The sequence below is a fragment of the Paenibacillus sp. NRS-1760 genome (assembly GCF_050467785.1).
Classification (GTDB): domain Bacteria; phylum Bacillota; class Bacilli; order Paenibacillales; family Paenibacillaceae; genus Pristimantibacillus.
Window position 1 is genome coordinate 518,387 of the sequence record NZ_JBITPK010000007.1, and the last position, 23,884, is coordinate 542,270.

At 43.8% G+C, this 23,884-nt stretch carries 23 protein-coding genes; 11 read left to right on the plus strand and 12 right to left on the minus strand.

Annotation, left to right across the window (positions count from 1 at the left end):
• Positions 1-28 precede the first annotated feature (28 nt).
• The gene (locus tag ACIFSR_RS06360; RefSeq protein WP_339206254.1) at positions 29-853 is read right to left on the minus strand and encodes a MetQ/NlpA family ABC transporter substrate-binding protein; all 825 of its coding nucleotides are present in this window, start codon (positions 851-853) and stop codon (positions 29-31) included.
• A 293-nt stretch (positions 854-1,146) separates the two neighbouring features.
• Positions 1,147-3,060 carry a threonine--tRNA ligase gene (gene thrS / locus ACIFSR_RS06365; protein ID WP_430055877.1) on the minus strand — a complete coding sequence of 638 codons (1,914 nt, stop codon included), beginning with the start codon at positions 3,058-3,060 and terminating at the stop codon, positions 1,147-1,149.
• A gap of 503 nt (positions 3,061-3,563) precedes the next feature.
• Between thrS and ACIFSR_RS06370 the strand changes: the two genes are divergently transcribed.
• Positions 3,564-3,968 (plus strand): CBS domain-containing protein, encoded by a 405-nt coding sequence (locus ACIFSR_RS06370; protein WP_076268557.1) that lies wholly within the window; start codon positions 3,564-3,566, stop codon positions 3,966-3,968.
• Between the two features lie 79 nt (positions 3,969-4,047).
• Here ACIFSR_RS06370 and ACIFSR_RS06375 read toward each other — a convergent pair whose 3' ends face one another.
• Positions 4,048-4,935 (minus strand): LysR family transcriptional regulator, encoded by an 888-nt coding sequence (locus tag ACIFSR_RS06375; protein ID WP_430055880.1) that lies wholly within the window; start codon positions 4,933-4,935, stop codon positions 4,048-4,050.
• A 113-nt stretch (positions 4,936-5,048) separates the two neighbouring features.
• Here ACIFSR_RS06375 and ACIFSR_RS06380 point away from each other — a divergent pair, with 113 nt between their 5' ends.
• Positions 5,049-6,434 (plus strand): MFS transporter, encoded by a 1,386-nt coding sequence (locus tag ACIFSR_RS06380; protein ID WP_430055883.1) that lies wholly within the window; start codon positions 5,049-5,051, stop codon positions 6,432-6,434.
• On the opposite strand, the gene ACIFSR_RS06385 is transcribed toward ACIFSR_RS06380, so the two are convergent.
• Positions 6,414-7,043 (minus strand): type 1 glutamine amidotransferase family protein, encoded by a 630-nt coding sequence (locus tag ACIFSR_RS06385; RefSeq protein ID WP_430055886.1) that lies wholly within the window; start codon positions 7,041-7,043, stop codon positions 6,414-6,416. The two genes, ACIFSR_RS06380 and ACIFSR_RS06385, sit on opposite strands and share 21 nt — an antisense overlap.
• 98 nt (positions 7,044-7,141) lie before the next feature.
• A complete protein-coding gene (locus tag ACIFSR_RS06390; protein ID WP_339206248.1) occupies positions 7,142-7,924 on the minus strand; it encodes an AraC family transcriptional regulator in 783 nt (260 codons plus the stop codon).
• A gap of 105 nt (positions 7,925-8,029) precedes the next feature.
• Between ACIFSR_RS06390 and pyk the strand changes: the two genes are divergently transcribed.
• The 3 genes from pyk to ACIFSR_RS06405 all read left to right on the plus strand — a co-directional run bounded on the left by pyk (position 8,030) and on the right by ACIFSR_RS06405 (position 10,565).
• A complete protein-coding gene (gene pyk, locus ACIFSR_RS06395) occupies positions 8,030-9,445 on the plus strand; it encodes a pyruvate kinase (protein ID WP_430055889.1) in 1,416 nt (471 codons plus the stop codon).
• Between the two features lie 206 nt (positions 9,446-9,651).
• Positions 9,652-9,948: a hypothetical protein gene (locus tag ACIFSR_RS06400; RefSeq protein ID WP_339206244.1), complete on the plus strand. Its 297-nt coding sequence runs from the start codon at positions 9,652-9,654 to the stop codon at positions 9,946-9,948.
• A gap of 242 nt (positions 9,949-10,190) precedes the next feature.
• Positions 10,191-10,565 (plus strand): hypothetical protein, encoded by a 375-nt coding sequence (locus ACIFSR_RS06405; RefSeq protein WP_076268564.1) that lies wholly within the window; start codon positions 10,191-10,193, stop codon positions 10,563-10,565.
• 42 nt (positions 10,566-10,607) lie between these two features.
• On the opposite strand, the gene ACIFSR_RS06410 is transcribed toward ACIFSR_RS06405, so the two are convergent.
• The 3 genes from ACIFSR_RS06410 to ACIFSR_RS06420 all read right to left on the minus strand — a co-directional run bounded on the left by ACIFSR_RS06410 (position 10,608) and on the right by ACIFSR_RS06420 (position 13,577).
• Complete coding sequence (locus tag ACIFSR_RS06410) at positions 10,608-12,020, minus strand: MDR family MFS transporter (protein WP_430055893.1); 1,413 nt, start codon at positions 12,018-12,020, stop codon at positions 10,608-10,610.
• Between the two features lie 10 nt (positions 12,021-12,030).
• Complete coding sequence (locus tag ACIFSR_RS06415) at positions 12,031-12,456, minus strand: MerR family transcriptional regulator (RefSeq protein ID WP_339206240.1); 426 nt, start codon at positions 12,454-12,456, stop codon at positions 12,031-12,033.
• A gap of 176 nt (positions 12,457-12,632) precedes the next feature.
• Complete coding sequence (locus ACIFSR_RS06420) at positions 12,633-13,577, minus strand: acetamidase/formamidase family protein (protein ID WP_430055895.1); 945 nt, start codon at positions 13,575-13,577, stop codon at positions 12,633-12,635.
• Between the two features lie 537 nt (positions 13,578-14,114).
• Here ACIFSR_RS06420 and ACIFSR_RS06425 point away from each other — a divergent pair.
• The 6 genes from ACIFSR_RS06425 to ACIFSR_RS06450 all read left to right on the plus strand — a co-directional run bounded on the left by ACIFSR_RS06425 (position 14,115) and on the right by ACIFSR_RS06450 (position 20,449).
• Complete coding sequence (locus ACIFSR_RS06425; RefSeq protein ID WP_430055897.1) at positions 14,115-15,008, plus strand: hypothetical protein; 894 nt, start codon at positions 14,115-14,117, stop codon at positions 15,006-15,008.
• An 85-nt stretch (positions 15,009-15,093) separates the two neighbouring features.
• A complete protein-coding gene (locus ACIFSR_RS06430; RefSeq protein WP_430055899.1) occupies positions 15,094-16,320 on the plus strand; it encodes an ROK family protein in 1,227 nt (408 codons plus the stop codon).
• 129 nt (positions 16,321-16,449) lie between these two features.
• Complete coding sequence (locus ACIFSR_RS06435; protein WP_339206233.1) at positions 16,450-17,724, plus strand: ABC transporter substrate-binding protein; 1,275 nt, start codon at positions 16,450-16,452, stop codon at positions 17,722-17,724.
• Positions 17,725-17,821: 97 nt separating this feature from the next.
• Entirely contained in the window at positions 17,822-18,691 is an 870-nt protein-coding gene (locus ACIFSR_RS06440) for a carbohydrate ABC transporter permease (RefSeq protein ID WP_430055902.1), read from the plus strand.
• Between the two features lie 42 nt (positions 18,692-18,733).
• A complete protein-coding gene (locus tag ACIFSR_RS06445; protein ID WP_339206230.1) occupies positions 18,734-19,579 on the plus strand; it encodes a carbohydrate ABC transporter permease in 846 nt (281 codons plus the stop codon).
• Between the two features lie 36 nt (positions 19,580-19,615).
• Complete coding sequence (locus ACIFSR_RS06450; RefSeq protein ID WP_076268572.1) at positions 19,616-20,449, plus strand: PIG-L deacetylase family protein; 834 nt, start codon at positions 19,616-19,618, stop codon at positions 20,447-20,449.
• A 136-nt stretch (positions 20,450-20,585) separates the two neighbouring features.
• Here the strand turns inward: ACIFSR_RS06450 and ACIFSR_RS06455 are convergent, their stop codons facing one another.
• The 4 genes from ACIFSR_RS06455 to ACIFSR_RS06470 all read right to left on the minus strand — a co-directional run bounded on the left by ACIFSR_RS06455 (position 20,586) and on the right by ACIFSR_RS06470 (position 23,858).
• Positions 20,586-21,572, minus strand: coding sequence for a cation diffusion facilitator family transporter (locus ACIFSR_RS06455; protein ID WP_430055904.1), 987 nt, complete (start codon positions 21,570-21,572; stop codon positions 20,586-20,588).
• Between the two features lie 169 nt (positions 21,573-21,741).
• Positions 21,742-22,506 (minus strand): hypothetical protein, encoded by a 765-nt coding sequence (locus ACIFSR_RS06460; protein WP_430055906.1) that lies wholly within the window; start codon positions 22,504-22,506, stop codon positions 21,742-21,744.
• A gap of 79 nt (positions 22,507-22,585) precedes the next feature.
• Positions 22,586-23,146, minus strand: coding sequence for a nucleotidyltransferase family protein (locus tag ACIFSR_RS06465; protein WP_430055908.1), 561 nt, complete (start codon positions 23,144-23,146; stop codon positions 22,586-22,588).
• Positions 23,130-23,858: a metal-dependent hydrolase gene (locus ACIFSR_RS06470; RefSeq protein ID WP_430055911.1), complete on the minus strand. Its 729-nt coding sequence runs from the start codon at positions 23,856-23,858 to the stop codon at positions 23,130-23,132. The genes ACIFSR_RS06465 and ACIFSR_RS06470 overlap by 17 nt, the downstream gene beginning before the upstream one ends.
• Positions 23,859-23,884: the final 26 nt, after the last annotated feature.

Genomic DNA, 23,884 nt, shown 5'->3' on the forward strand with positions numbered 1-23,884 from the left:
TAAGAAGAGACCAAGGTCTATTTTCGAGCTACCAAGAAGCGACAATGTACGTGCCGTATTTTTCTTCTACGAATTTCTTGACTTGGTCGGAATGATAAGCCTTAATCAATCTTTGGAATACCGGCTTATCCTTGTCCTCGGTTCTTACTGCAATAATATTTACCCAAGGAGAATCCTTTGGCTCAATAAAAATGGCATCCTTCGTTGGCACAAAACCCGCTTCTACCGCATAGTTGGTGTTGATTACTGCCGCCGTCAGATCGCCAAGCGCTTTCGGAATGAATGCTGCATCCAGCTCCTCAAATTTCAATTTGAGCTTGTTTTCTGCGATGTCGCGAACAGTCGCTTTAATGCCAACGCCTTCTTTTAATTTGATCAGTCCAGCATTTTCAAATAGGATCAACGCGCGTGCGCCATTCGTCGGATCATTAGGCAGGCCGATAACATCGCCTTCCTTTATTTCAGAAACGTCTTTGATTTTTTTGGAGTAGAAGCCGATTGGAAAATTAAGCGTGTTCGCGATCTTCACCAAATCAAGGTTGTTATCCTTCTTGAATTGATCGAGATACGGCTCATGCTGGAATGCATTCGCATCAAGCTCGCCTTCCGCCAGCACTTTATTCGGCTGTACATAGTCATTGAATACAACAAGCTCAATATCAAGGTTATCCTTAGCCGCAACTTCCTGCACCTGCTTCCAAATCTCTTCCTCAACGCCTGCCGAAATGCCTACCTTAAGCTTTGCTTTCTCTCCTTCTCCCTCTGCACCTTTGGATTCTGATTTGTTGCCGCACGCGGCAAGCACAGCGGTTAATACCAGTGTCAGCATAATCAATACGAGCTTTTGTTTCATATGATCTCCCCTGCTTCCTATTTGTTTTTCAAGCTGATTACATGTCTAGAAAAACAGAAAAGCTCTTATTCCACGATGCCGGCTGCTTGCGCCGTTCCGTGAAATAAGAGCTTTTAGTCGTCTAATCAGCTCAATTTCTTATAATTCCGATGAGCTTACTATAGATTATATTTATTGCTTCTGTCAACGATTTTATTTGTCATTCAAGCGCTAGCTCTTCCATGGATGACCAATTCCAACGTGGAACGGCTGCCGCTCCGTTATTGCACCACGCTGCAGCCGCGCTAGCCATCTTACGATTTAGCCTGCACCTCATCCTTAATCCGCTGTACAACCTCAGCAATCGCTAGTGATCCGAGATCACCTTCGCCTCTTTTTCTGATGGCAACGCTGCCCGCGTTTTTCTCACTTTCACCGAGTACCAATGTGTAAGGCACCTTTTCAAGGCCAGCCTCGCGAATTTTATAACCCAGCTTCTCATTCCGAGTATCCACTTTAGTGCGAATGCCCGCTTCAGCGAGTGCTTCCTTCACCTGCAAGGCATAATCGATATATTTCTCCGAGACAGGCAGCAGCTTAACCTGAACAGGTGCGAGCCATAATGGGAATGCTCCTGAAAAATGCTCTGTCAATATACCGATAAAACGATCAATCGATCCATATACCGCACGATGAATAACGACAGGGCGATGCTTCTGGTTGTCTTCGCCAATATAGGATAAATCAAATTTCTCAGGCATTTGGAAATCAAGCTGAATCGTGCCGCATTGCCAGCTCCGCTTCAAAGCATCGAGGATATGAAAGTCGATTTTCGGCCCATAAAATGCACCGTCGCCCTCATTTACGCGATATTGAATATTGCGGATGTCCAGTACGCTGCGCAGCGATTGCTCCGCTTGATCCCATAGCTCCTCGGAACCCATTGAGTCCTCTGGTCTAGTCGACAGCTCAATTTTGAAATCAAAACCGAATACGCCGTAGATATGGTCGATCAATGCGATTGCATGGCTAATCTCTGCTTCAATCTGATCAGGCCGCACGAATATATGTGCATCATCCTGGCAAAACGTACGCACCCGCATCATGCCGTTCAGAGCCCCCGAGTACTCATGGCGATGAACCTGGCCAAATTCCGACATCCGAATCGGAAGCTCTCTATACGAATGCAGACTGTTTTTGAAAATCAACATATGCCCCGGGCAGTTCATCGGTTTTAGCGCATAAGCCGTGTCATCCACATTTGTAAAATACATATTGTCCTTATAATGATCCCAGTGACCCGATTGCTCCCACATCCGCTGGTTCATCATAAATGGCGTGCGTACTTCCTCATAATCCCGCTGCCGCTGCTTCTCGCGAATCAGGCTCTCCAGCTCCGTACGAATTGTCATGCCGTTCGGAAGGTAGAACGGCATGCCCGGCGCCTCTTCTGAGAACATGAACAGCTCCAATTCCTTGCCAAGCTTGCGGTGATCACGCTTCTTCGCTTCCTCCAGCAGGTGCAAATGCTCATCAAGCTGAGCCTTTTTCGGGAAGGACGTGCCATATATCCGCTGCAGCATTTTGTTGTCCGAATTGCCACGCCAGTAAGCGCCTGCTACACTTAGCAGCTTGAACGCCTTGATGCGTCCTGTGGAAGGTAAATGCGGACCGCGGCAAAGGTCAACAAACTCGCCTTGCTCATACAGCGAAATAATGGAATCGTCCGGCAAATCACGAATTAACTCCAGTTTGAGCGGTTCTTCCTCCTGTGCGAATAAAGCTGTCGCTTCCTCGCGACTCACTTCACGACGCGTAATAGGCAGGTTTTCTTGAATAACCTTGCTCATCTCCGCTTCTATCGCAGCAAGATCATCTGTAGACAACGGCTTCTCGATATCAATGTCATAGTAGAAACCATCCTCAATAACAGGACCAATCCCGAGCTTCACTGCCTTTTCCCCGTAAATACGTTTTATAGCTTGTGCCATAACATGTGCTGTACTGTGACGGTAAATCGCTAAACCATCAGCACCATCGAGCGTAATAATTTCAACGCTGCTGCTTGCTTGGATGGGCTCGTTCAGATCGACGAGCCTGCCATCGACTTTTCCCGCGACTGCATTTTTGCCAAGGCCAATACTGATTGATTCCGCCAATTGCGCGGCGGTTGTCCCCTGTGGATACTCCTTAACTGTTCCATTCGGTAATGTAATTGCAATACTCATCATGCAGCCTCCGATCGAATGTAGTTGAACGCAAAAAAACACATCTCTCCCACCAAGGGACGAGTGCGTTCAGCTCGTGGTTCCACCCTCATTCGATCTGCTGCTTTATATGACTGGCTATCCGCCAGACTTAAAGTTACAGCAAGATCCTTATTGAGCACCCGGTAACGAGGATGAATCGGTGTTATTTACAATCGCTTTATGCAAACAGCGGGTTCAATAACACGGCTGCAAAGGGGTAATTACACATTCGGTTGCTGGAGAAGCTCTCAGCCTTAGCCTCTCTCTCTGGACAGCTCGTATAAGGTAATCTTGTCTTTGGTCAATGCCTATTTATGGCTAAATTGTAATTCGAATGTTCTAATAAGTCAACTGCAGCCAAGTATTCATGGAAATAAGCATAATTTTTAGCATTTTTATTCGATCATTTTAGACGTGCCCAGTCACTTCCACATGCACCATCGGACAAAATATGCTTTAATATACCAAAGGAGCGTGATTCAATGGACATCAAATCGTTTTTATTTCCAAAAAACGAGGTCTCATACCTCATGACATCCTCTAATATGAAAGAAGCCATAGATAAATTAGAGGCTAGCCACTATACAGCCATTCCGATCTTGGACGACAATGGCTTATATTTCGGAACACTTTCCGAAGGGGATTTATTATGGAAGTTGAAAGCCACACCCGGCCTCACCTTCGATACGATGCACGAAATTCCTGTCGTCTCTATCAAAAAACGGATGAAAGTCGAATGTGTCGCGATCAACGCCGATTTGGACGATATGCTGGCGCTGGCGGCCGATCAGAACTTCGTTCCCGTGGTAGACACCGATCGCGTCTTTCTTGGTATTATTCGCCGTAAAGATATCATCGAATACTATACCCGAAATATTTCTGATTAGCTTGGAAAAGCCAGATCATGCAAACAAGAAGGCTGCCGTCGCCGGCAGCCTTTTATGATGAATTAGTGGAGAAGCACGATTAAATGCTTTGTTTGGATAACGCTTCAAAATACGCTACAACGACCTCACGAAATTCCAGAGCAGCTCGCGAAATGTACCGATTCCTATGCCATAATAGTGCTATCTCCCGTACTAATTCGTGATTCTCTATTTGGAGATAATGGATTTGTTCCCGCGAATTCCTTGCCGTGCTGGGTAAGAAGGCTATACCTATTTCGGCCTCTACAAGCATGCTAAGCCTTGCAGGTTCATCCCCCTCATACACATATTTTGGTACAAATCCAATCGATTCGCATAAAGAGTCAACTAAATCGCGCGTACCGTAACCTCTTTTCACTCCGACAAACCATTCATCCCTTAGCTCTGCCAAAGATACGCTGCTTCGATCTGCCAGCCGATGCCCCTTTGGAACAGCTACAAGGATCGGGTCGATAAACACGATTTGACATTCGATATCATCCCCTTCTATAGGAGGCGAGGACAAGCAAAAATCCACTTCTCCTCTATCAAGAAGCGTAACCATTTCCTGTGTGGCGAGCATTTGCACATGAAATTGAATATCAGGACGTTTTTTCCGAAACTCACGAAGGATATTGGGCAATTTGCTTGCAGTGGTCACTGCTAATTTGAGCGTGCTATGTTCCAGGCTGGATAAATCGCTAAGCTCCTGCTTCCCCTGCTCCAATTCAAACAAAGCCCTTTCTGCACGGCGGAGGAATAGGCTGCCATACTCATTCAATCGCAAATTTCTCCCTATTCGATCGAATAAGGGAACCCCTAAATCCTCCTCCAAGCGCCCAATCGTTTTGCTTAGTGAAGACTGAGTAACGTGCAGATTGCGTGCAGCTTCGGTCATATGCTCCAAACGAGCTACCGTAAGAAAATATTGCAGTTGAAGAAGTTCCATTTTGCGCCCCCATTCATTCCCTCAAGTCAATGAGATTATAGCATCAAATGCGTTGGAATGAATAAATGAATTCAAGTACGATGACATTAATACGATTTGGGGGCGATTCAAAAATGAGTGTTCGCAGCAGGTGGTTAATGATCTCCGTTGGTCTAGGGATACTATTGAACCCATTAAATTCTTCGATGGTTTCAGTTGCTATTCCACGTCTGCAGCATGTATTCCAACTTGATTTTACAAGTGTTTCTTGGATTATTTTTTCCTTTTACATTGCAAGCAGCATCGCTCAGCCTATTATGGGAAAGGCCAGCGATTTATTCGGGCGCAGGAAGATCTTTCTTGCCGGCCTTGTTGTAGCCTTCGTTGCATCATTACTAGCTCCGCTATCACCAAGCTTCGGATGGCTCATAGTGTTCCGCATTGTGCAAGCCATTGGAACAAGCATGATGGTTGCCGTTGGAATGGCCATTGTACGCATTCATATTACGGAGAAACAAGCGACTGCGCTGTCTGTTTTGTCCATCTTTCTATCGGGAGCGGCAGCCATAGGACCCTTTATTGGCGGGGTCTTGATTCATTCGTGGGATTGGACGGCTATTTTTTTCGTCAATATTCCATTTGCGGTGGCTAGCTTTCTATTAGCATGGAGAACTATTCCTATGGATGAACCGCGAATGCACGTTGCCAAGGACATGTCTTTTCGTATGTGGTTTGATTTGATAGATGCGTCAGGAATCTTGCTCTTTACAGTAGGTCTGATTGCCCTGCTCGCTTCATTGCTCTCAGCCAAATCATCTGGACATCTCTCATTCGGAAATGGTATTTTCTTGCTGATCGGCCTTGCTGCGCTGGGGGCATTCGTACGACATGAGTTAAAAGCGGCGTCACCTTTTATTCCACTGCGCACATTCGCCAAATATCCTGCGATGACTTGGGTTAATGTAGAATTCATGCTCGTTAACGTACTATACTACTCGCTCTTTTTCGGGCTACCATCCTACTTGCAAATGGTGCGCCATGTCAGTGAGTTCCAAACCGGGATTCTCATGCTAAGCTTAGGCTTATGCTCGCTAGTTACTTCTCCAATCGCAGGACGATGGATCGATAAATCAGGACCAAGACCAGCATTGCTGGTATCTGCCATTCTCATGACACTTGGGTCAGTGTGGCTCGTCACATTGAATCAAAATTCACCGGTTATCAGCGTATGTCTCGCTTTGGCTGCATTCGGCATTAGCAACGGGCTGAACAATGTTGGGATGCAAGCATCCTTGTTCCAAAGCTCTCCAAAAGAAATAATCGGTGTAGCATCCGGATTATTTAATACATCCAGATACTTTGGAACCATCCTCTCCTCATTGCTGATAGGTATCGTTATGGGCGATACGTTCAGCTTCGAGGGATTTCACGTGCTTGGAATTATCCTCACGCTCATTGCGTTGTCTTTGGTATTCCTGAACCGGCGGCGCCGGGATTCATTACGATACAGAATCCATTAATTCGAAGAAATATTTTGATTCATGAGTCTGATAAAGCTTGAACCAAGCCTGTAATGTTTTTGGCGCAAAAACATCCAACAGCTGCAGTACATGCATCGTAAATTCCAGCGGGGCTATACCTGATGCAGTAACTAAGTTTCCATCTGTTACTGCAGGCTCCGTTTCATAATATTTTTCTCCCGTATAATTAGGACAAATCATTTTCAAATAATCGAGATCGTTACTTGTATGTCTTCTTGAGTCGAGCGCTCCCATCTTTGCAAGTCCCATTGTAGCGCCACAAATCGCTGCAACTACTGTTCCTCCTTCTAATGCTTTTGATGCTTTTTTCAAAATAGGCTCGTGAATGGCCTCCATCCAAGTATCTCCGCCTGGAAGAACGAGTACATCCGTACTTTCCAAACTACACTCTTCAATAGAAATAGCAGGCAATATTTTCAATCCGCCCATTGTAGTAGCAGGATTTTTATCCACGCCGACTGTAATAACTTCTAAAGGTGCGACCTCTTTTTTAAAATACCTCCCCGAGTTAAGTTCAGCAGTTAAATAACCTACTTCCCAATCTGCCATCGTATCAAAAACATAAAGATATACTTTTTTTGTCTGCATAATAAACACTCCTTTTGTAATATCTGAATACCCCTATTATAAAAAAACTTCACTGACATCCTCCGTCAGTGAAGTTTTTTAAATTTGATAAAAATCAATTAAACGGTTGAAGAGCGCTCATGCAGGAAATCAGATGGCGAGCTGCCAACAATGCGCTTGAATATACGGTAAAAATACGAAACATCGTTATATCCTAAATAGTCGGCGATTTCACTAATCATCAGCTGCGATTCGGTCAGCATGTAGATCGCCGTCTTCATTCGCTGATTGTGTACATATTCGCTGATCGTCTGGTTCGTAACCGCCTTAAACAAAGTAGCCGCATAATTCGGTGTCGTATTAATGACATCCCCCAGCTCCTCCTTCGTCACCCTCTCGCGATAATGCGTCGAAATATATTGCTTCATGCTGTCAACACGCCGATGCTTGTCCGAGGAAATCATTCCGCGATCCTTCTCTTGATTGAGATAGACCAGTGCTTCCGTAAGCAGCGCCTCTGCCATGAGTTCATAGTAAGGCGGTTTCTCTTTGTATTGTGTCCAAACTCCTCGCAGCCTCTCCTGTATCACTTCAAAGCGCCCGAGCCGTTGCTTTAACGGCTCTTCCAGCTGAAGCAGAGGAAGGCTGCACTCGGAAGCGATTTTGCAAAAATTGACCACATACTTCGTGTGGACGACCGTTGGAACGCTTTTACCATAGTATGGAATATGCCCCGGTATAAGGAGCAAATCTCCTTTTTCCAAAATCACCTTCTCCTCGTTCACCCAATATACACATTTCCCATAAGTCACTAACGAGAGATGAAAGGATAACATGCGCCCCTCACCTTCCTCGTACCAATCCGCCCCGTTGTCCTGATGCACATCCATAATTGCCAGCATAATGAACGCCCCTTAGAACCGTACTATTGTACATTCATTGTACTATAGTTCTTATCTCCTTTCGACTTTTCACGTTACAATGAAAAAAATAAGGAGGCCTACAACATGCTAAAAACAAAAATTATTTGTACAATGGGGCCCGCTTGCGACTCCGTTTCGACGATTAAAGAAATGATCCAAGCAGGGATGACCGTTGGTAGACTGAATATGGCTCACGGCGAATTAGAAGATCACGTTATGCGAATGAACAATATACGGCAGGCTGCACGCGAGCTGAACACTTTTGTTCCCATTATGATGGATATTAAAGGTCCTGAGGTGCGGATCGGCAAGCTGAAGGAAGCGTCTTGCGAGCTGGTTATCGGTGAAGAATTGATTCTCACGACGGAGGATGTACTCGGCGATGCGACTCGTCTTCCTGTAAACTATTCCGAGCTTCCGCTTGTCGTAAAAACAGGCGACCGGATTCTCATTGATGATGGACTTGTTGATCTGACGGTACTGTCGGTGGAAGGTAACGATATTCGTTGCAAAATCGTGAGCGGCGGCATATTGAAACCTCGCAAAGGCGTTAACCTGCCAGGCATCAAAACGACGCTGCCAGGCGTAACGGAGCGCGATGTGGTGCATATTCACTTTGGCATCAAACATAATGTTGAGATCATTGCTGCTTCCTTCGTAAGAAAAGCAGAGGACATCTTGGAAATCCGCAACATTCTTGAAGAAGCAAATGCAAGCCATGTACAAATCATTTCCAAAATTGAGAACGCTGAGGGCATGCAAAACCTTGATGCAATTATCGAAGCATCCGATGGCATTATGGTCGCTCGTGGTGATCTAGGCGTTGAGGTACCGATCGAAGACGTGCCGATGATGCAGCGTGAGATGATCAACAAATGTAATCTTGTAGGCAAGCCGGTTATTGTTGCTACACATATGCTCGAATCGATGCAGGTTAACCCGCGTCCAACTCGGGCTGAAGTAAGCGACGTAGCCAATGCGGTTATTCAAGGCGCTGACGTCGTGATGCTCTCCGGCGAGACAGCTGCTGGAAAATACCCCATCCCATCCGTACGGACAATGGCTTCCATCGCAAGAAAAGCGGAATCCATGATCGATTATAAAGAGCAATTCGATAAAAAGAGATCGCAGCAAAGCACGAACATTACGGAGGTAATTAGCCAAGGTGTCGTTAGCTCCTCGCTTGAGCTGAGCGCCAAAGCAATTCTTACTTCAACGGAAAGCGGCTTTACTGCTCGCATGGTATCCAAGTACCGTCCGATGTCACCAATTATCGCGATTACGCAGCATGATCATGTGCTTCCAAAAATTTGCTTGCTCTCCGGCGTTATTCCGGTTAAAGGCGATGCAGTAACAACAACAGACGAAATGTTCGAGTCCGCTATCCGCAATGCCAAGCTGACTGGGCTTATTGATACAGGCGATATTATCGTGCTTTCCGCTGGCGTGCCAATCGGCCAAGCAGGGGCAACCAATCTTATCAAAGTAGCACAAGTATAAGTAATTATTTCGCCAAAAATGGCATGATATCAAAAAGCTGCGCCGTCCGAGGACGATGCAGCTTTTTACTCATATAAATGCAGCCCGAACGACTCAACATAACGATACTTTCATGAAGCTTTCACAAATGACATGCTTTCCTATGCCTTTTGGAGCATATTATAATAATAACAACACATCGTTTCTACACTTAGGAGGGAATGGGTATGAAAAAAGAACATACCGTTCATTTCAAAATTATGCATGGCTCGGCAACCAAGACGCTAACCGGACTCATGTACCTAGAAGAAAACACAAAACCAACTGTTCAAGATTATCAAGAAGTCCTGAAACAATGCGGACATGATGTACATATCGAGAATGAAGAGCAGTTTATTTTCCGCTCCAACAACCCAGAAGACGATTATTTGATCGACGTTCTTGAAAACTATAAGAAAAACGACAAAGATCTACATGCTGACCATCTCGCACAAAGCTTTGTAAAAAAGACGCCATTCCTATAGAAATATTACTAGAATAGGAGCAGAAAGGCTGTTTCGGGTCAAATGACCTCATGAAACAGCCTTTTTTTATCGTACAAAATAAACTGTTTACGACTTTGACAGCTGCTAAAGTACCTATTCCTTAATAAGGCTTTGGAAATATTTTCATGTTGAATTGGTTGTGTTATGCTTCTTCTAGGATTATAAAAGCTTAGAGTCAGCATGAAGCTATACCGTTCATGATCCATGAAAGTTGGTGATTCGTGAGTACAAATGAAAGTATCACCTTAGTTGTCATTACCCTCATTTCCGTGCCGCTTTTCCTGCTTGCCTTCATCGTCATTCGGCAATCGTTTAAGGATACTCGGGAAACTAAATTTATTTTGAAACATGGCGAATCCTTTGACGCGACTGTGAGCTCCATACAAAAAACCAATACGGAGATTAACGGTCATCCTGAGGTTTTTATCGGATTAACGATTCCAAGAGAGCATGCAGATCCCTATCGCGCCATCATTAAAACCGCCATTTATATGGTTAATATTCCTCAGTATCAGCCTGGCCGTAAAGTAAAGGTGAAGGTGCTGGAGACAAACGGCAAAATTAAGGTCGCCTTGGAAGGCGCACATGTATTTTAACTTTCATGAAATAAGAAGGAGCGCCGCAATCGGCGCTCTTTCTTATTGTACTGCAGCTGCCTTTCGTTTCCGCAGCAATAGTGTAAGTGGGATAGAACAAATAATAATAATCGTCCCCAGATGGAAAACATCCTGAACGCTAAGCGACAGCGCAATGGTTTTGGACGATACTCCGTCCTCCAAATGAGCAATCGTCTGTGCTGAGAGGATCGTGCTGAACAAACTAATCGATAGCGCTGATGTCCCCTGCCTGATCCAATTCATCACCGCAGAGGCATGACCTGAATTCACGCTTGGTACAGCAGACATCGCAGCGTTCGTCACGGGCATGTTGCTGAAGCCAATCCCCATATAACGAATAGCCACCCATACCGTAATAAATGCCGCGCTTGTCGCCACATTTGCATGGCTAAGCTCCCATGTGGCTAATCCCATTAGCAGCAAACCGATGAAGATTAGCCTCGATGGTCCTATTTTGCCATAAAGCCTGCCTACTGCAAGCGAGATTAATACCATCGCAAGTGTACCTGGAAGCATAACCATGCCGGTAGTAAAGCTCGACTCCCCTTTAATATTTTGCATGAAGATCGGAACGAGTAACGTGCCTGCATATAAGGAAATCGTTATACAGCAGTTTAGTATGACTCCGTAAGTAAACCTCGGTATTTTCAGTACTCGCAAATTTAATAAAGGATTGCTGACTCGCAGTGTCCGCACCACAAAATAAGCAAGCACGACTAAACCAGCAGCGATCATTCCGAGTGTTTGCCACCCCGCCCAGCCCCAATTATGCGCCTCGCTAAATGCGACCAGCAACGCGCTTGTTCCGATGAGAACTGCGCCAAACCCGATCCAATCCAGCTTAATTCCGGTGCTTAATCGGTAATTAGGAATATACTTGGCGGCAATAAGCACAGCAATAATGCCAATCGGAATGTTCATTAGAAATAATGATTTCCAGCCGTAAATTTCAGCAAGCCATCCGCCTATCGTCGGCCCAAGCGCAGGAGCAAGCATCGCTGATACACTCCAGAAGCTGACGGCAACAGCCTGTTTTGATTTCTCAATGGTCTGGTAAATGATTGTCATCGTTGTGGGCATAATAATTCCGCTGAAGAATCCTTGCAAAATCCGAAACGCAATAAGAGATTCAATACTCCAAGCGAAGGTACAAAGCGCAGACGTTAAAGTAAAACCGGCTAATGCGATCACATATAATTTTTTGTAGCTCCATTTATCACCCATAAAACCGATAATCGGAGCAATAATACCTGTTGCCATCATAAAACCGGATAACATCCATTGCACTGTGTTTAAACTGGCATGAAAATCATCCATAAAGATAGGCAACGCCACATTTATCGTAGTTGTACTCAAAGAGGCCATGAAGTTACCGAAAAAAACGGCAATCATAATGGTCCAAAATGACGAAGCTGCTTTTTGCGAGGTATCCACATTCATGCTCCTATTCCTGTAATTGATCTAAAGCCTTCTGTACACGCTTCTCTGTTTCGGTAAGTTCTTCTTTAAACTGCTCCATACGTTTAATTTTCATGTCGATCATCGTTTTTTCCTTATGGAGCACCTGTGATATTTCGAAAAGCTTCAGTTTTCGCGCTTCGCGATCCTCACTCGTACGATATTCACTTTTCTGCTGCTCAATGAGCGATTGAAACTCCATATACTGCTGAAGCTCTGCAAGCGAAAAGCCGAGCACCTCTTTTACGAGCAGTATTTTGTTGATTTTCTCTATATTTTCCTCTGAATACAACCGAATACCGCCTTGCGTCCGCTCCGGTGCAGAGATTAGACCAAAATCCTCATAATACCGAATGGCGCGTTTCGTTAATCCAGTACGCTTAGCTACTTCTTCAATTTTTAGCAAATCCAATGTCGAGCACCTCCGAATTTTCTACAATAAGCATACTCCTAGTTACAGTTAACGTCAACGTTAGCTTATGGAGTGCAATAGTGATGGAGCAGCAGCTTTGCAAATAACTTGCCGTTCATAAGCAAAAAAACAGTCTGGAACATAGCTGCATGTTCCAGACTGTTTTTTGATCTCAGTTATATCGATGGCTTGAACACGCCATGCGGCAAGCAAGCGTGAACGCCTTTAATGCCATTCACAATTTGAGTAATCTTTAAGTCAACAACCGAGCTTCCAAGTGCGATCGCTTCCACTCGGTTTAAACCATATAACTCACCCATAAGATCTAGCATCCCATCCAGCGCCGCTACGGTGGCTTCATTTAAATCTTCATGAAAGCCAAACGTAATCCAGCCTGAAGGCGTATTCGCTCTAGGATTCGTCAAAACGATGTCTTCCTTCACCGTTATCGTTACGTCAACCAAATCCATTGGAGACTCAATCGCCTGACAACTAATCTCCCCATCGCCTTGTCGAGCGTGGCCATCTCCTATGGATAAATAACCTCCGTCTACAGAAATCGGCAAATATAATGCGCTTCCTTTAACTAGCTCCTTGCAATCTATATTCCCTCCGCAGGAGCGAGGAGGAAAAGTGGAATGAATTCCTAGCCTATCAGGGGGCATCCCAATCACGCCCATAAAGGGTTGTAGCTCTACCGTAAACGATTTGTCATTAATGAGACAGGTTCCCCTCATCCATTCCTTGTCTAGTTTCCAATCGAGGGAAATCTCTTTATATTCGGTTAGCTTTAGCTTTTGATTTTGCCAATTTGGATATTGGCCTGCTGCTGTAAAGCCGTATGATCCTGGAATGATATCATTAAATCTAATCTCAAGGGTCATTCCTTTTTTTGCTTCTTTGATAAATAAGGGGCCAATTAAAGCATGACCACTATCGATATCCTGTCTTCTTGAAAAAGGTTTATATCTATCTTGATTGCTTGTACCTGTACCCCAGCCTGCATCCAGCGTTTGAAAACGAATGGAATCACCTGATTCTATTGTGAGCAGCGGAGTCACTTCTGTTGTAAACGAGCCAATTAGGGAGCCTTGCGCCAATTCAATTTTGTGAACGGTCATGAATGATCCCTCCAAAAAAGCTAAATTTCCTTTCAAATTTATATTACCATAATTGGAAAATTAATAGTTATATTAAGAGAGTCCATCTCGATTTCGCGCATTGTTTGTCCTAACGGTTGGAACCTCCCCTATGGACTACTTACAGTAAGATAGTATTATAAAATCGTTCTTTATCATAAGAAGAACGATTTTTTTTATTTTACAATAGAAGTAAGGCTAAGCGGGATGAAGATCATGCGCTTGCCAATATCTTCTTGACTTGAATAGGAGTGTGAACCCAAAAACAGATATAGATTAGTGATGTGTATGTTTTAGTGTTACAACAATTTAGGAAGTCCAAACCATGATAGAGCAGAAAAAAAGGGTTGAAAATAGCGGTTATTGGAGGCGGTTCCTCATACATTCCTTAGATTATTGAGATTTTTATTAATAAATATATTGAAATGCCCATTCGTGGGCTGTGACTAGTTGATAGTGAAGAAGGCCGCCATAAGCTGGAGATTGTTTATGGTAGATGAATAAAAAGGATGGAATCTATTGAATATATTGTTGGCCTTTTGCGCTGTTCTGATGTTCATTATTCAGACGCTAGCTTTGAAACAAATGAGAAGCACGAATAAAAGTGAGGGATTATCCTCCTTTTTCAAACGAAGTTCGGCTTATACGGCGATAATTGCTATTGGCTTTTTTGTATCATGGCTCATGTCAGATTTGAATGGCATCCATACCGCTACGCTTGTGCTTGGAGTGTTTTATGGGCTTGTTTTTGTACTTACTGTTTTGTTTTATTCCTGCGCTATGAATACGGGACCGTTATCTTACTCTGCTTTTTATTTCTCAGCAAGCCTGCTTCTGCCTGTTGTTGCAAGTGTTGTACTTTGGAATGAACCGATGACCGGCATGAAATTTATGGGTATTGCTCTTTTTATCCTATCCTTCTATTTCATCAATGTGTTTGGAAGCAAAGGGCATGAAGCAGCAGGAATGAAATGGTTAGTTTATTGTCTTCTTGCCTTTATTTTAAATGGTACCTTGCCAATCATCATGAAATGGCAGCAGACGTTACTTGAGGGGCATGAGCTGATTCCCTTTATGTGTGTAGGATTTGGTTCGGCGCTCTTATTTTCACTTAGCGGTACTCTTTTCACTGGGGGATTCCAAAGACAAAGCAAGCCAATTCCTACTGTACGACAGCTTCGTATTTTGACACTGTACATTGTAGCCATAGCAGGATCAACCGGTACTGGAAATGCGATAATAACGTATTTGTCAGGACGAATGTCAGGTCTTCATTTGTTTCCGCTCGTCAATGGAAGTATGATTGTGCTTCTAACGATCCTCTCCGCTGTTTTATTTAAAGAGAAAATGTCTCGTGGCGGTATCATCGGAATAGGCATTGGCTTGCTCGCCATCGTGTTTGTGAATATGTAAATAATAGTTATTGACAATCATAATGGCAAATCATATTATTTAATTAAGTTTATTTATTAATCAATTTTAGAAGAGAGGTTGTCGTTTGTCCAAAGTATCAGCAAAGCAGAAACATGTAAGAATCATGAATCAAAATTTAATCATAGATGCGATTAGAAGAGATGAAAGCGCTACAAGAAGTGAGCTGTCAAAGCTGTTGAAGCTGAGTGTACCTAGCGTTTGCACGAACGCAGATCAATTGGTTAGGTTAGGCATTCTAAGGGAAACAGAGGATGGCTTCACAGGTGTGGGAAGAAAAGCAAGCCGTTTGCGGTTGAATGATAACTTTGGCTATATCATCTCCGTTGATCTAAGCAATCCTTGTATTACGGTTGGCATTTCGAATCTCAATCCAATCATTATTCAAGAAGTGAAATTCGATATTGAACAATATGACATTAACCAGTTAATGCAACTAATAATAAGCAAGATTGATGAACTTCTTGTTAAAAGCAATGTATTAGTAAATCAATTGCTTGCTATATCTATCTCTATACCGGGTCAAGTGGATAATGATTTAGGTATCGTAAAGTGCGGATCGTATCTGGAGCGACTCGGCACTGTGAATTTCAGAGAACCGCTTCTAAATAAATTCGGTGTTCGAGTACTGGTACAAAAGGATATCAATTCTGCTGTTCTAGGTGAAATAAAATTTGGAGCTGCACAGGGACACGCAAATGCTGTGTTTGTAAGCGTTGACGTGGGTGTGGGTCTTGGTATCGTGCTTGGAGGATCGTTGTATCCGGGGAAATTTCATCTGGCAGGTGAAATAGAACATTACATCGTGAACGTAGAATCAGAGAATACGGAACGACAGGATGGTTTATTTGAGAGCTCTCGGTTGCGCGATTTGGTTACAATAGAAGCTTTGGTCAGATCGGTTAGAGCAGAGCTGGAGGCTGGGGGCGAAAGCAGACTGCTTAAAGCTGTGAATGGCGACATTGCTAAGGTCGATTTTAATGACATTATAAAGGCGACATTAGAAGGAGATGCCCTTAGCATTAAGCATGTGAAGCGCTGTGCAAAGATTATGGCTGCCTTCGTAGCAAACATGCTATTTTTACTTGATTTGGACACCGTTATATTGGGTGGTGGGTTCGTCACCCTCGGTTCGGCTTACACCGATACAATACGGGATGAAGTTAGGCGTTTAGGGTTAGGAAATACGGCTATCGTGGATACGGCGCTCAAGACGAAAGCTGTTTTGATTGGCGGGATTGCCATTGGATTGGAGACTATGTTCAGTGAACTGCTGGAGGAGCAGGAGGCTTAAAGCCTCCTATCCCTTCAATTAGTTAATTAAGTTTATTAATCAATGATAAATTAGATTGTTCCTTGGACGTTATAAATGAACGCGTTCAAGTTTCAATATATGAATTCATTTTAAAAGGAGAGTTGAGTAATGAGGAAAAAGGTGGCAAGCAAGACAACTGCACTAGTACTTATCTTCGTAGTATTTGCAGCACTGATGGCAGCATGCGGGGGATCCAAACAAGAAGAGAATGGAGCATCCGAGAGCAAAACAAAAGAGATAACACTTCGGGTAGCGACATCATTCGCTGGTTCTGATCCATGGGTTCCAGCTTGGACGGAAGCTATTAAACAGTTCCAAGAAGAAAACAAGGGCATCAAAATTACAGATGAGTCAACGCCGGTCAATCAAGAAGCATTGCGTACGAAAGTGAAAGCGGATGCAGCAACTGGCAATCTAGCCGATGTAATGTTTTATTTCAATGGCAGCGAGACAGCTATTCTAACCGAATCGAAAGAAATTGTTTCCTGGGAAGATGAATTTGCTAAAGATCCAGATTGGGCGAAGCAATTCAATAGCGGGATCATCGAGAAGGTCAAGTATGAAGGCAAACTCTATTCTCTTCCATATATCGGCTTCTATGAAGGCTTGTTCTGGAATAAAGAGTTATTCGACCAGTATCAACTCGAAGCTCCAACAACCTACGATGCTTTTATAAAAGCGATAGATACGTTTGCAGCTAATAATATTGTACCATTCGCTACATCGCTCACAACTCCATATCTGCAAGAGGCTTTGGTTCTTTCACAGGTTGGGCCAGAGGGACAACAAAAGGCTTATGATCCATCATGGGCACCAGCTCTTGCGATCTTCAAAGAGTTGAACGATAAGAAAGCGTTTCCTAAAGATGCACTCACGCTGGATGATGAGAAAGCGCAATCTTTATTTGCAGGCGGGAAAGCGGGAATGATGTTCAACGGTTCATGGACAGCTGCTGGTCTGAGTACAAATCCTGCTTTTCAAATTACACCATTCCCGCTCGTACCGGGCGGTAAAGGCGAGAATATGATTGTATCTGGATTTGGTTCTGGTTGGTATATGAAGAAAAATACCGATCAAGCTAAATATGATGCAGCTCTAGCTTTTGTGAAATTCATGACATCTCCTGAAACGGCTGGCAAATTTGCAGCAATAGGCGGAACTTATGCAGTCGATACACAACAATCCAGCAGCACCGCACAGCTCCTGATTGACGGCAACAAGATGGTGAGTGAGGCAAAGGATTTCGTTATGCCAATCGATTCTTACGTATCTAGGGAATCGTATACCGAGTTCTTAAAAGGTATTGCTTATGTGTCAGCAGGAAGAAAAACAGCCGAGGAAATTCTAGATGAAGCCACAAAATTAAACAACAGAAACAAGTAGTTTTTTTCAACAAGCCCCGGGATATCGGATTGCCGGCTCCCGGGCAAATGGCAGTATGGAATCCAAGCTATTGCTTATGAAGAGGAGGCGTTCAGTTGTGATATTCAGGGACAAGAGATACATTGTGCTTTTCCTGGCGCCAACGATGCTATTATTATTCACCTTTCTTTTATATCCACTCGTACAATCCGTTTATTATAGCTTCACCGAATGGTATAACTTCTCAAATACGAAGACGTTCATAGGATTCGGCAATTACAACCAGCTCATTCATGACCCTGTTATTTGGATAGCGCTAAAAAACACGTTTATATTGGTGATCGGTGCCGTATTCCTGCAGGCTGGAGGAGGTTTGGTCCTTGCGCTGCTAACCGACAGCATCAAACGAGGATTTAAATTTTTTAGAACGGTCTTTTTCTTTCCGATTGTTATCTCAGGTACGGCGATTGGCCTCATGTTCTCGCTCATTTACAACTACGACTATGGACTCTTAAATGCCATTATGAGAGGGCTCGGTCTGTCTGAGCAAATATGGCTAACGGAGAAAAGCGCGATCTATTTGGTACTCATACCGATTCTATGGCAGTATGTTGGATTTTATTTTGTTATATTCCTGACCGGGATGTCAAAGATTCCAGAGGATATTTATGAATCAGCTATGCTGGACGGTATTACAGGAATAAGAAAATCCATCTATATTACACTTCCATTATTACGAGATGTCATTGCTTCTTGTCTTACGCTCGCCACGGCTGGAGCATTGAAGGTATTTGATGTCGTATATATCGTGACCAAGGGTGGTCCATTGAATTCCAGTGAGCTGCTCAGTACTTACATGTACACGAAGGCATTCAATGGACAAAACGCAGGATATGCCAGCACAATCGTCATTGCGATGATGATTCTCGGTATTGTCATAACAGTCGTGTTAAATAAATTAGTTAAAAAAGAGGCTGTCAGCTACTGATGATAGACAACAAACAGCCCAATTGAGAAGGTGATATTTTAGATGGTTAACAGACTAGTAAAGCCTGGTGCGGTCAAGTTCGGCGTATATGCACTCCTGATTTTATGGGCATGCACAACGATCGTCCCGCTATTATGGGTGCTGCTCAATAGCTTCAAAACGTCCGAAGAAATTTTAACGCAATCATTCGCTCTACCACAAAGCTACTCTTTATTTAACTTTTTGAAGTTGAACGAATATGGCAACATTAACGTCGTTAAAGGCTTTATGAACAGTATGATCATTTCGGGATCCGTTGTATTAGGTGTTTCCCTTTTTGGCGGGTTGGCTTCTTTTGTACTAGCGAGATTTCAATTTTCATTTAAAGGGTATTTCACGTCTATATTTGTTATCTGTATGCTGCTGCCGCAGTTCGCTGTTATTATTCCGAATTTCGTTATCATCGAGAAGCTGGGTTTGAATGGAACCTATTTATCCGTTATTCTCCCACAAGTAGCTGGCAATTTGAGCTTTGCTATTCTAATGATAACAGGCTTCATGGCTTCTTTGCCTGGAGAACTAGAGGAAGCGGCGGTCATGGATGGGGCAACCATTTGGAAAATATATTATAAAATAACGCTGCCACTTTGCTTCCCTATTTTTGCAACGGTGTCTATTATGGTCTTTCTTTGGTCATACAACGAGCTTTTGTTACCACTCGTCTACCTGCCAATAAGAGAGATGCAGCCTATATCTGTCCTCTTGTCGCTCGTATCGAATGCGTATGGTACAGATTATGGCGCTATGATGGCAGCCATCACGATTTCAATCGTACCACTACTTGTTTTGTACATGTTCTCACAAGAAACGGTTATTAAAGGGCTGACAGCAGGTGCAGTAAAGGGATAATGGTTTTGGGTTACCATACAGGAGGAGAGAAAAAAGATGTCTACACAACAACAAAAAAATATAATTGTCATTGCTGCACATCCGGATGAACCGGAAATTTATGCGGGAGGAACCTCTGCTTTATTCGCAGAAATGGGACACCGAGTTAAATTCGTTTCCTTAACCAATGGAGATTGCGGACACTACTCAATTAGCGGACAAGAGCTCGTGGATAGAAGAACGCAGGAGGCATATGAGGCTGCTAGACGATTGGGTGTTCTTGACTATAGCATATTGAATATATCTGATGGCCGTCTGACGAATAGCTTTGAAGTAAGAGAAGAAGTTATTCGCCAAATTCGCAATTGGAAGGCCGATGTCGTCATTACCTTCCATCCTGAAGGTGCAGGACATGTAGATAATCGCAATGCAGGAAGAATTGTGAGAGATGCTGCGGATTTTATAGCGAAGGTACCTAATTCTGTGCCAGATGCCCCATATTTAGAGCAATCCCCTCTTTTCTTGCTTATGCCGGACTACGGAAAGAGGCATGCTTACTCACCCGATCTGGTCGTCGATATTGGTTCTGTTATTGAGAAGAAGCTGCTTGGCTGTGATGCGCACGCTTCCCAATTCTATGAGTTTGCGCCATGGCAGCGTAATCTGCTAGATCAGGTTCCACAGACGTGGGATGCAAGGAAGGATTATATTTTGCAATATTGGAGCAGCTTTATTGAGGTTTCATCGGAGATGCTTCCGACGCTGGATCGACTATACGAAGATGGGAAGTCAGAAAAAACAAAGTATGCAGAGCCATTCGAGATTGCAGATTATGGCAGAAGACCGAGTGATACGGAGCTGAAGCAGTTGTTTCCCATGCTGAGTCAATAAGAGGAAATACCTTGATATACTCCGTGAACGGATCGTTGTTGTAGGGCAGCTGCAATGCACGTAAATAGCAAAAGCCAGCTCCTATGAACTGCACCTCCAATGTTAGACACCATCTAACATTGGAGGTGCAGTTTTTCTATTTGGATTCAATTGGATTCCAGCTTCTTTTGCCGTCATCCTCTAAAATCCCTAATGTCACATCTGCAATATCCTTGTCCTCAAGCAGCTTGGCGCGAACGAGGAACTTAATATCATCAGCTACCGCAAGCGTTAATCCCGGCTGCAGCTCCAAGTACGCCTCAACGTGGTAATAGCGGCCCTCTTGTAGAATGCGCATTTGATAAATATCGGTTACGCTCTGTTCGGAAAAAATAATACGGGACACCTTGTCTGCTACTTCCTTCGGGGCAGAAACACCAATGAGTCCGATCATATTGTCGTAGCCGACACGATAAGCAACACCAACCATTAACAGACCAATCAACAGGGTTGCAACACCATCAACCGTTTTAAACGAGGTAAATGCAGCTATGATGACCGCGATCATCGCCAAGGCAGCTCCCGAAACGGCGACAAGATCCTCATAGAAAACTAATCGTGTAGCAGGAGCAGAACGCCCTACATTTTTGAAGGCAGCTGAGAAAATAGCGAGACCTTTCCCCTCCGCTCCCGCTTCGTGTATAATTTCCTTCATTGCTTTGACTAATATAAGCCCGTCAATAACTAAATTAACAACCAGAACCCCAATGTTTAGCCAAAAACCTTCACTTGCAACTGGATGCAAAATGAGATGCCAGCCTTCACGAATCGTTTCATAAGCCATAATAGTAACGACGATGACGGCAATCATACAGAAAATATTGATGACACGCCCAAAGCCGGTCGGAAACCTCGGCGTCGGTTTTTTCTCGGCAAGAATGCTTCCGGCAAAAACAAACCCTTGGTTTATCGCATCTGCCAATGAATGCATGGCGGAAGCAAACATCGCGCCGCTGCCGCTGAAGGCCGCTGCGAACCCTTTTATGGCGGCGATGAACGCATTGCCGATCATCGCTACAGCGGAAGATTTATTCCCTTTCTTTATAAGCTGCATAAAACTCTGACGTTCTGCTTTAGGCTCCATTTTCTCCCCCGCAACATTTTATTTACCATTACCATTCCACTATTGCCTGCTTTCAATCCCAGCACTGCTATTTTATGCTTACCCAAACAGGCAATAGGATAAACGGACAAAAGCTTTTCATTATGTCAGAGACAACTTTCTTCTTGCGTTATCGAAGTCCTTAGCATCATCATCTACCCTTCAAAGTCGCATGATTCCGGTTTTTCTGAGTCTTATTTACAAACGACTCCCCCGTCTCCGCTTGCACAGCATCTAGCTGAAATTGCACAGCACTCTTTGCTGTTAGGTTCGTAAACCGGACAACAAATCGTTGAGAGTCACTCCAATATATGTCATACTTCGGCTGCTCATTCGCTGCCATCCCGCTGAATGCAAGCGTATTTGCAATCGCATCGCGGACGGTTTCACGTTTCATATTGCGATTCGATAACACAATAACGCTGCTGCTGTCCTCATTCGCACTGATGGACAGGATCGGCTCCTCAAGATCAACAGCATTTATACCGAGCAGCAACCGAATCCATTCACTCGGAAGGGTCCATGCATGGCTTTGACCGTCGTTGTCCTTTGTATAGATTTTCACACCCGTATCAAGCGAGTCAGTTGTGCGCAGATCATTGACGGTATAGGTTTGAGCTTGCTTGTCACTCTTCATTTCCACCTCATACATCAGACCAGATGGTTCCGGATCATCAATATAAGACGGATGGGCATCCATCAAGCCCTGCAGCAAAAGGGCTATATCCGCCTGTTGTTCAAGCAGAGAAAGCCCTTCTGACAAACCATTGATACTTGTAACGGTAACCGATTGAATCTGATCGAGAATAGGGAGAATAGGCTTTGGTTCATTTGCTTGCTGCACACTATTCTCGCAGCCAACCGCAAGCCATAACATGATTACGATGATCAATACCCATCTTTTTGACGGTTTCACAGCGTTCTCCTCCTAACATTTAGGTAGAGCTGCTTTTGATGGAGTACCCTCCTCTTTGCAAATAATACCGTGCGTGCTTTCATTGGCGTACTTTAGGCCAGCGCTCTTGAAACCTCTTTTGCTCAAGCCGCTTCTCATAAATGGCGATTCGATCCTCGTATTCCAAGTAAAAAGGTGATGGTCTAACAATCATTTCTAGAACATCCTCTATTCCACAAGGAGCAGTTAACACGAGTTTGTCATGCTGATCTATTTTCAAGCCTAGAGCGGTTACGGTCTCTGGAAATTTGGAAATGGCGTCTGTGGAGCTGGAATACGGAGGATTGTTATTGATTACATGCATTCGAGCTTGGTTCTTAACGGACCAAGGTACGTGAGGGTTCATCTGATTTAATGTGTTTTCCAGTTGTTTCTCTATCTTCTCGTCTAGGTTGGAAGGATCGAAATAAACGACATCAACATCGGCCAGCGGCGTTCTTTCCGTAAATCCGTGAAGGGTATCCCAAATTTTGCTGCGAACGAAACCTGCACATACCCACCAATCTGGAAGCTGGAGCGTGCTAACCTCTCGTAAGATGTTCATCATCCACTCATCTCTATACACAAGCTGTATAATATCCTCTTCACTGTTTATCAACATTGATCCACTCTCCTGATTTGTTCATTTCTTGTTCAATATGTATGTCCAAGCCTGCTATAGGCGAATAGCCGTCTACACTTGTTTCATCCGTCCTCACCATGAATGACCACTTAAAGCCCTCTCTTGGAAAGGTGAGCATGACATAGATGTTTTCGTTCTTATACTTTTTTTCTAATGCATGCTGCAATTGCAGCTTCGAGAACGACAACCCTCCAAGATACAAAGCAACAAGGATTAGTCCTGATAAAAAAATACGCCTTCTTCTCCGAGTAGATGCCCCGATAATGAGAGCAGTGGTCAGCGTAATTAAAAGAACAGTGTCGTTTCTATTTACAATAAAGAAATCAGACTCCGTTTTAATAAAAGGATAAAAGGGAGCTACGCCATTGCCGATGAAATCTATAAATAAATGGCTAAAAACACATATAGACAATATCAGCCAAGCCTTCTTAAACGAAATTTCCCTCTGGAATGCATAATAACATGCAGCAAAAAACAAACCAATCACAGGTACGAGCCAAATGGAGTGACCAAGCAGGTCTCCGTAAAGCTTCGAAATATCAGGAGAAATAGCAGCTGCACCGCCGAAAATGAAGAGAACCTTGCGATTCACCTTGGATGCAGCCGCTTTCCCGCAAAATAAATAGGCCAAGCTGGCGCCTACAACAAAATGTAAAAAGACGTGTATGATATGACCTGAAATATTCTCCATATTCACCTTTCAATCAAATTATTAAA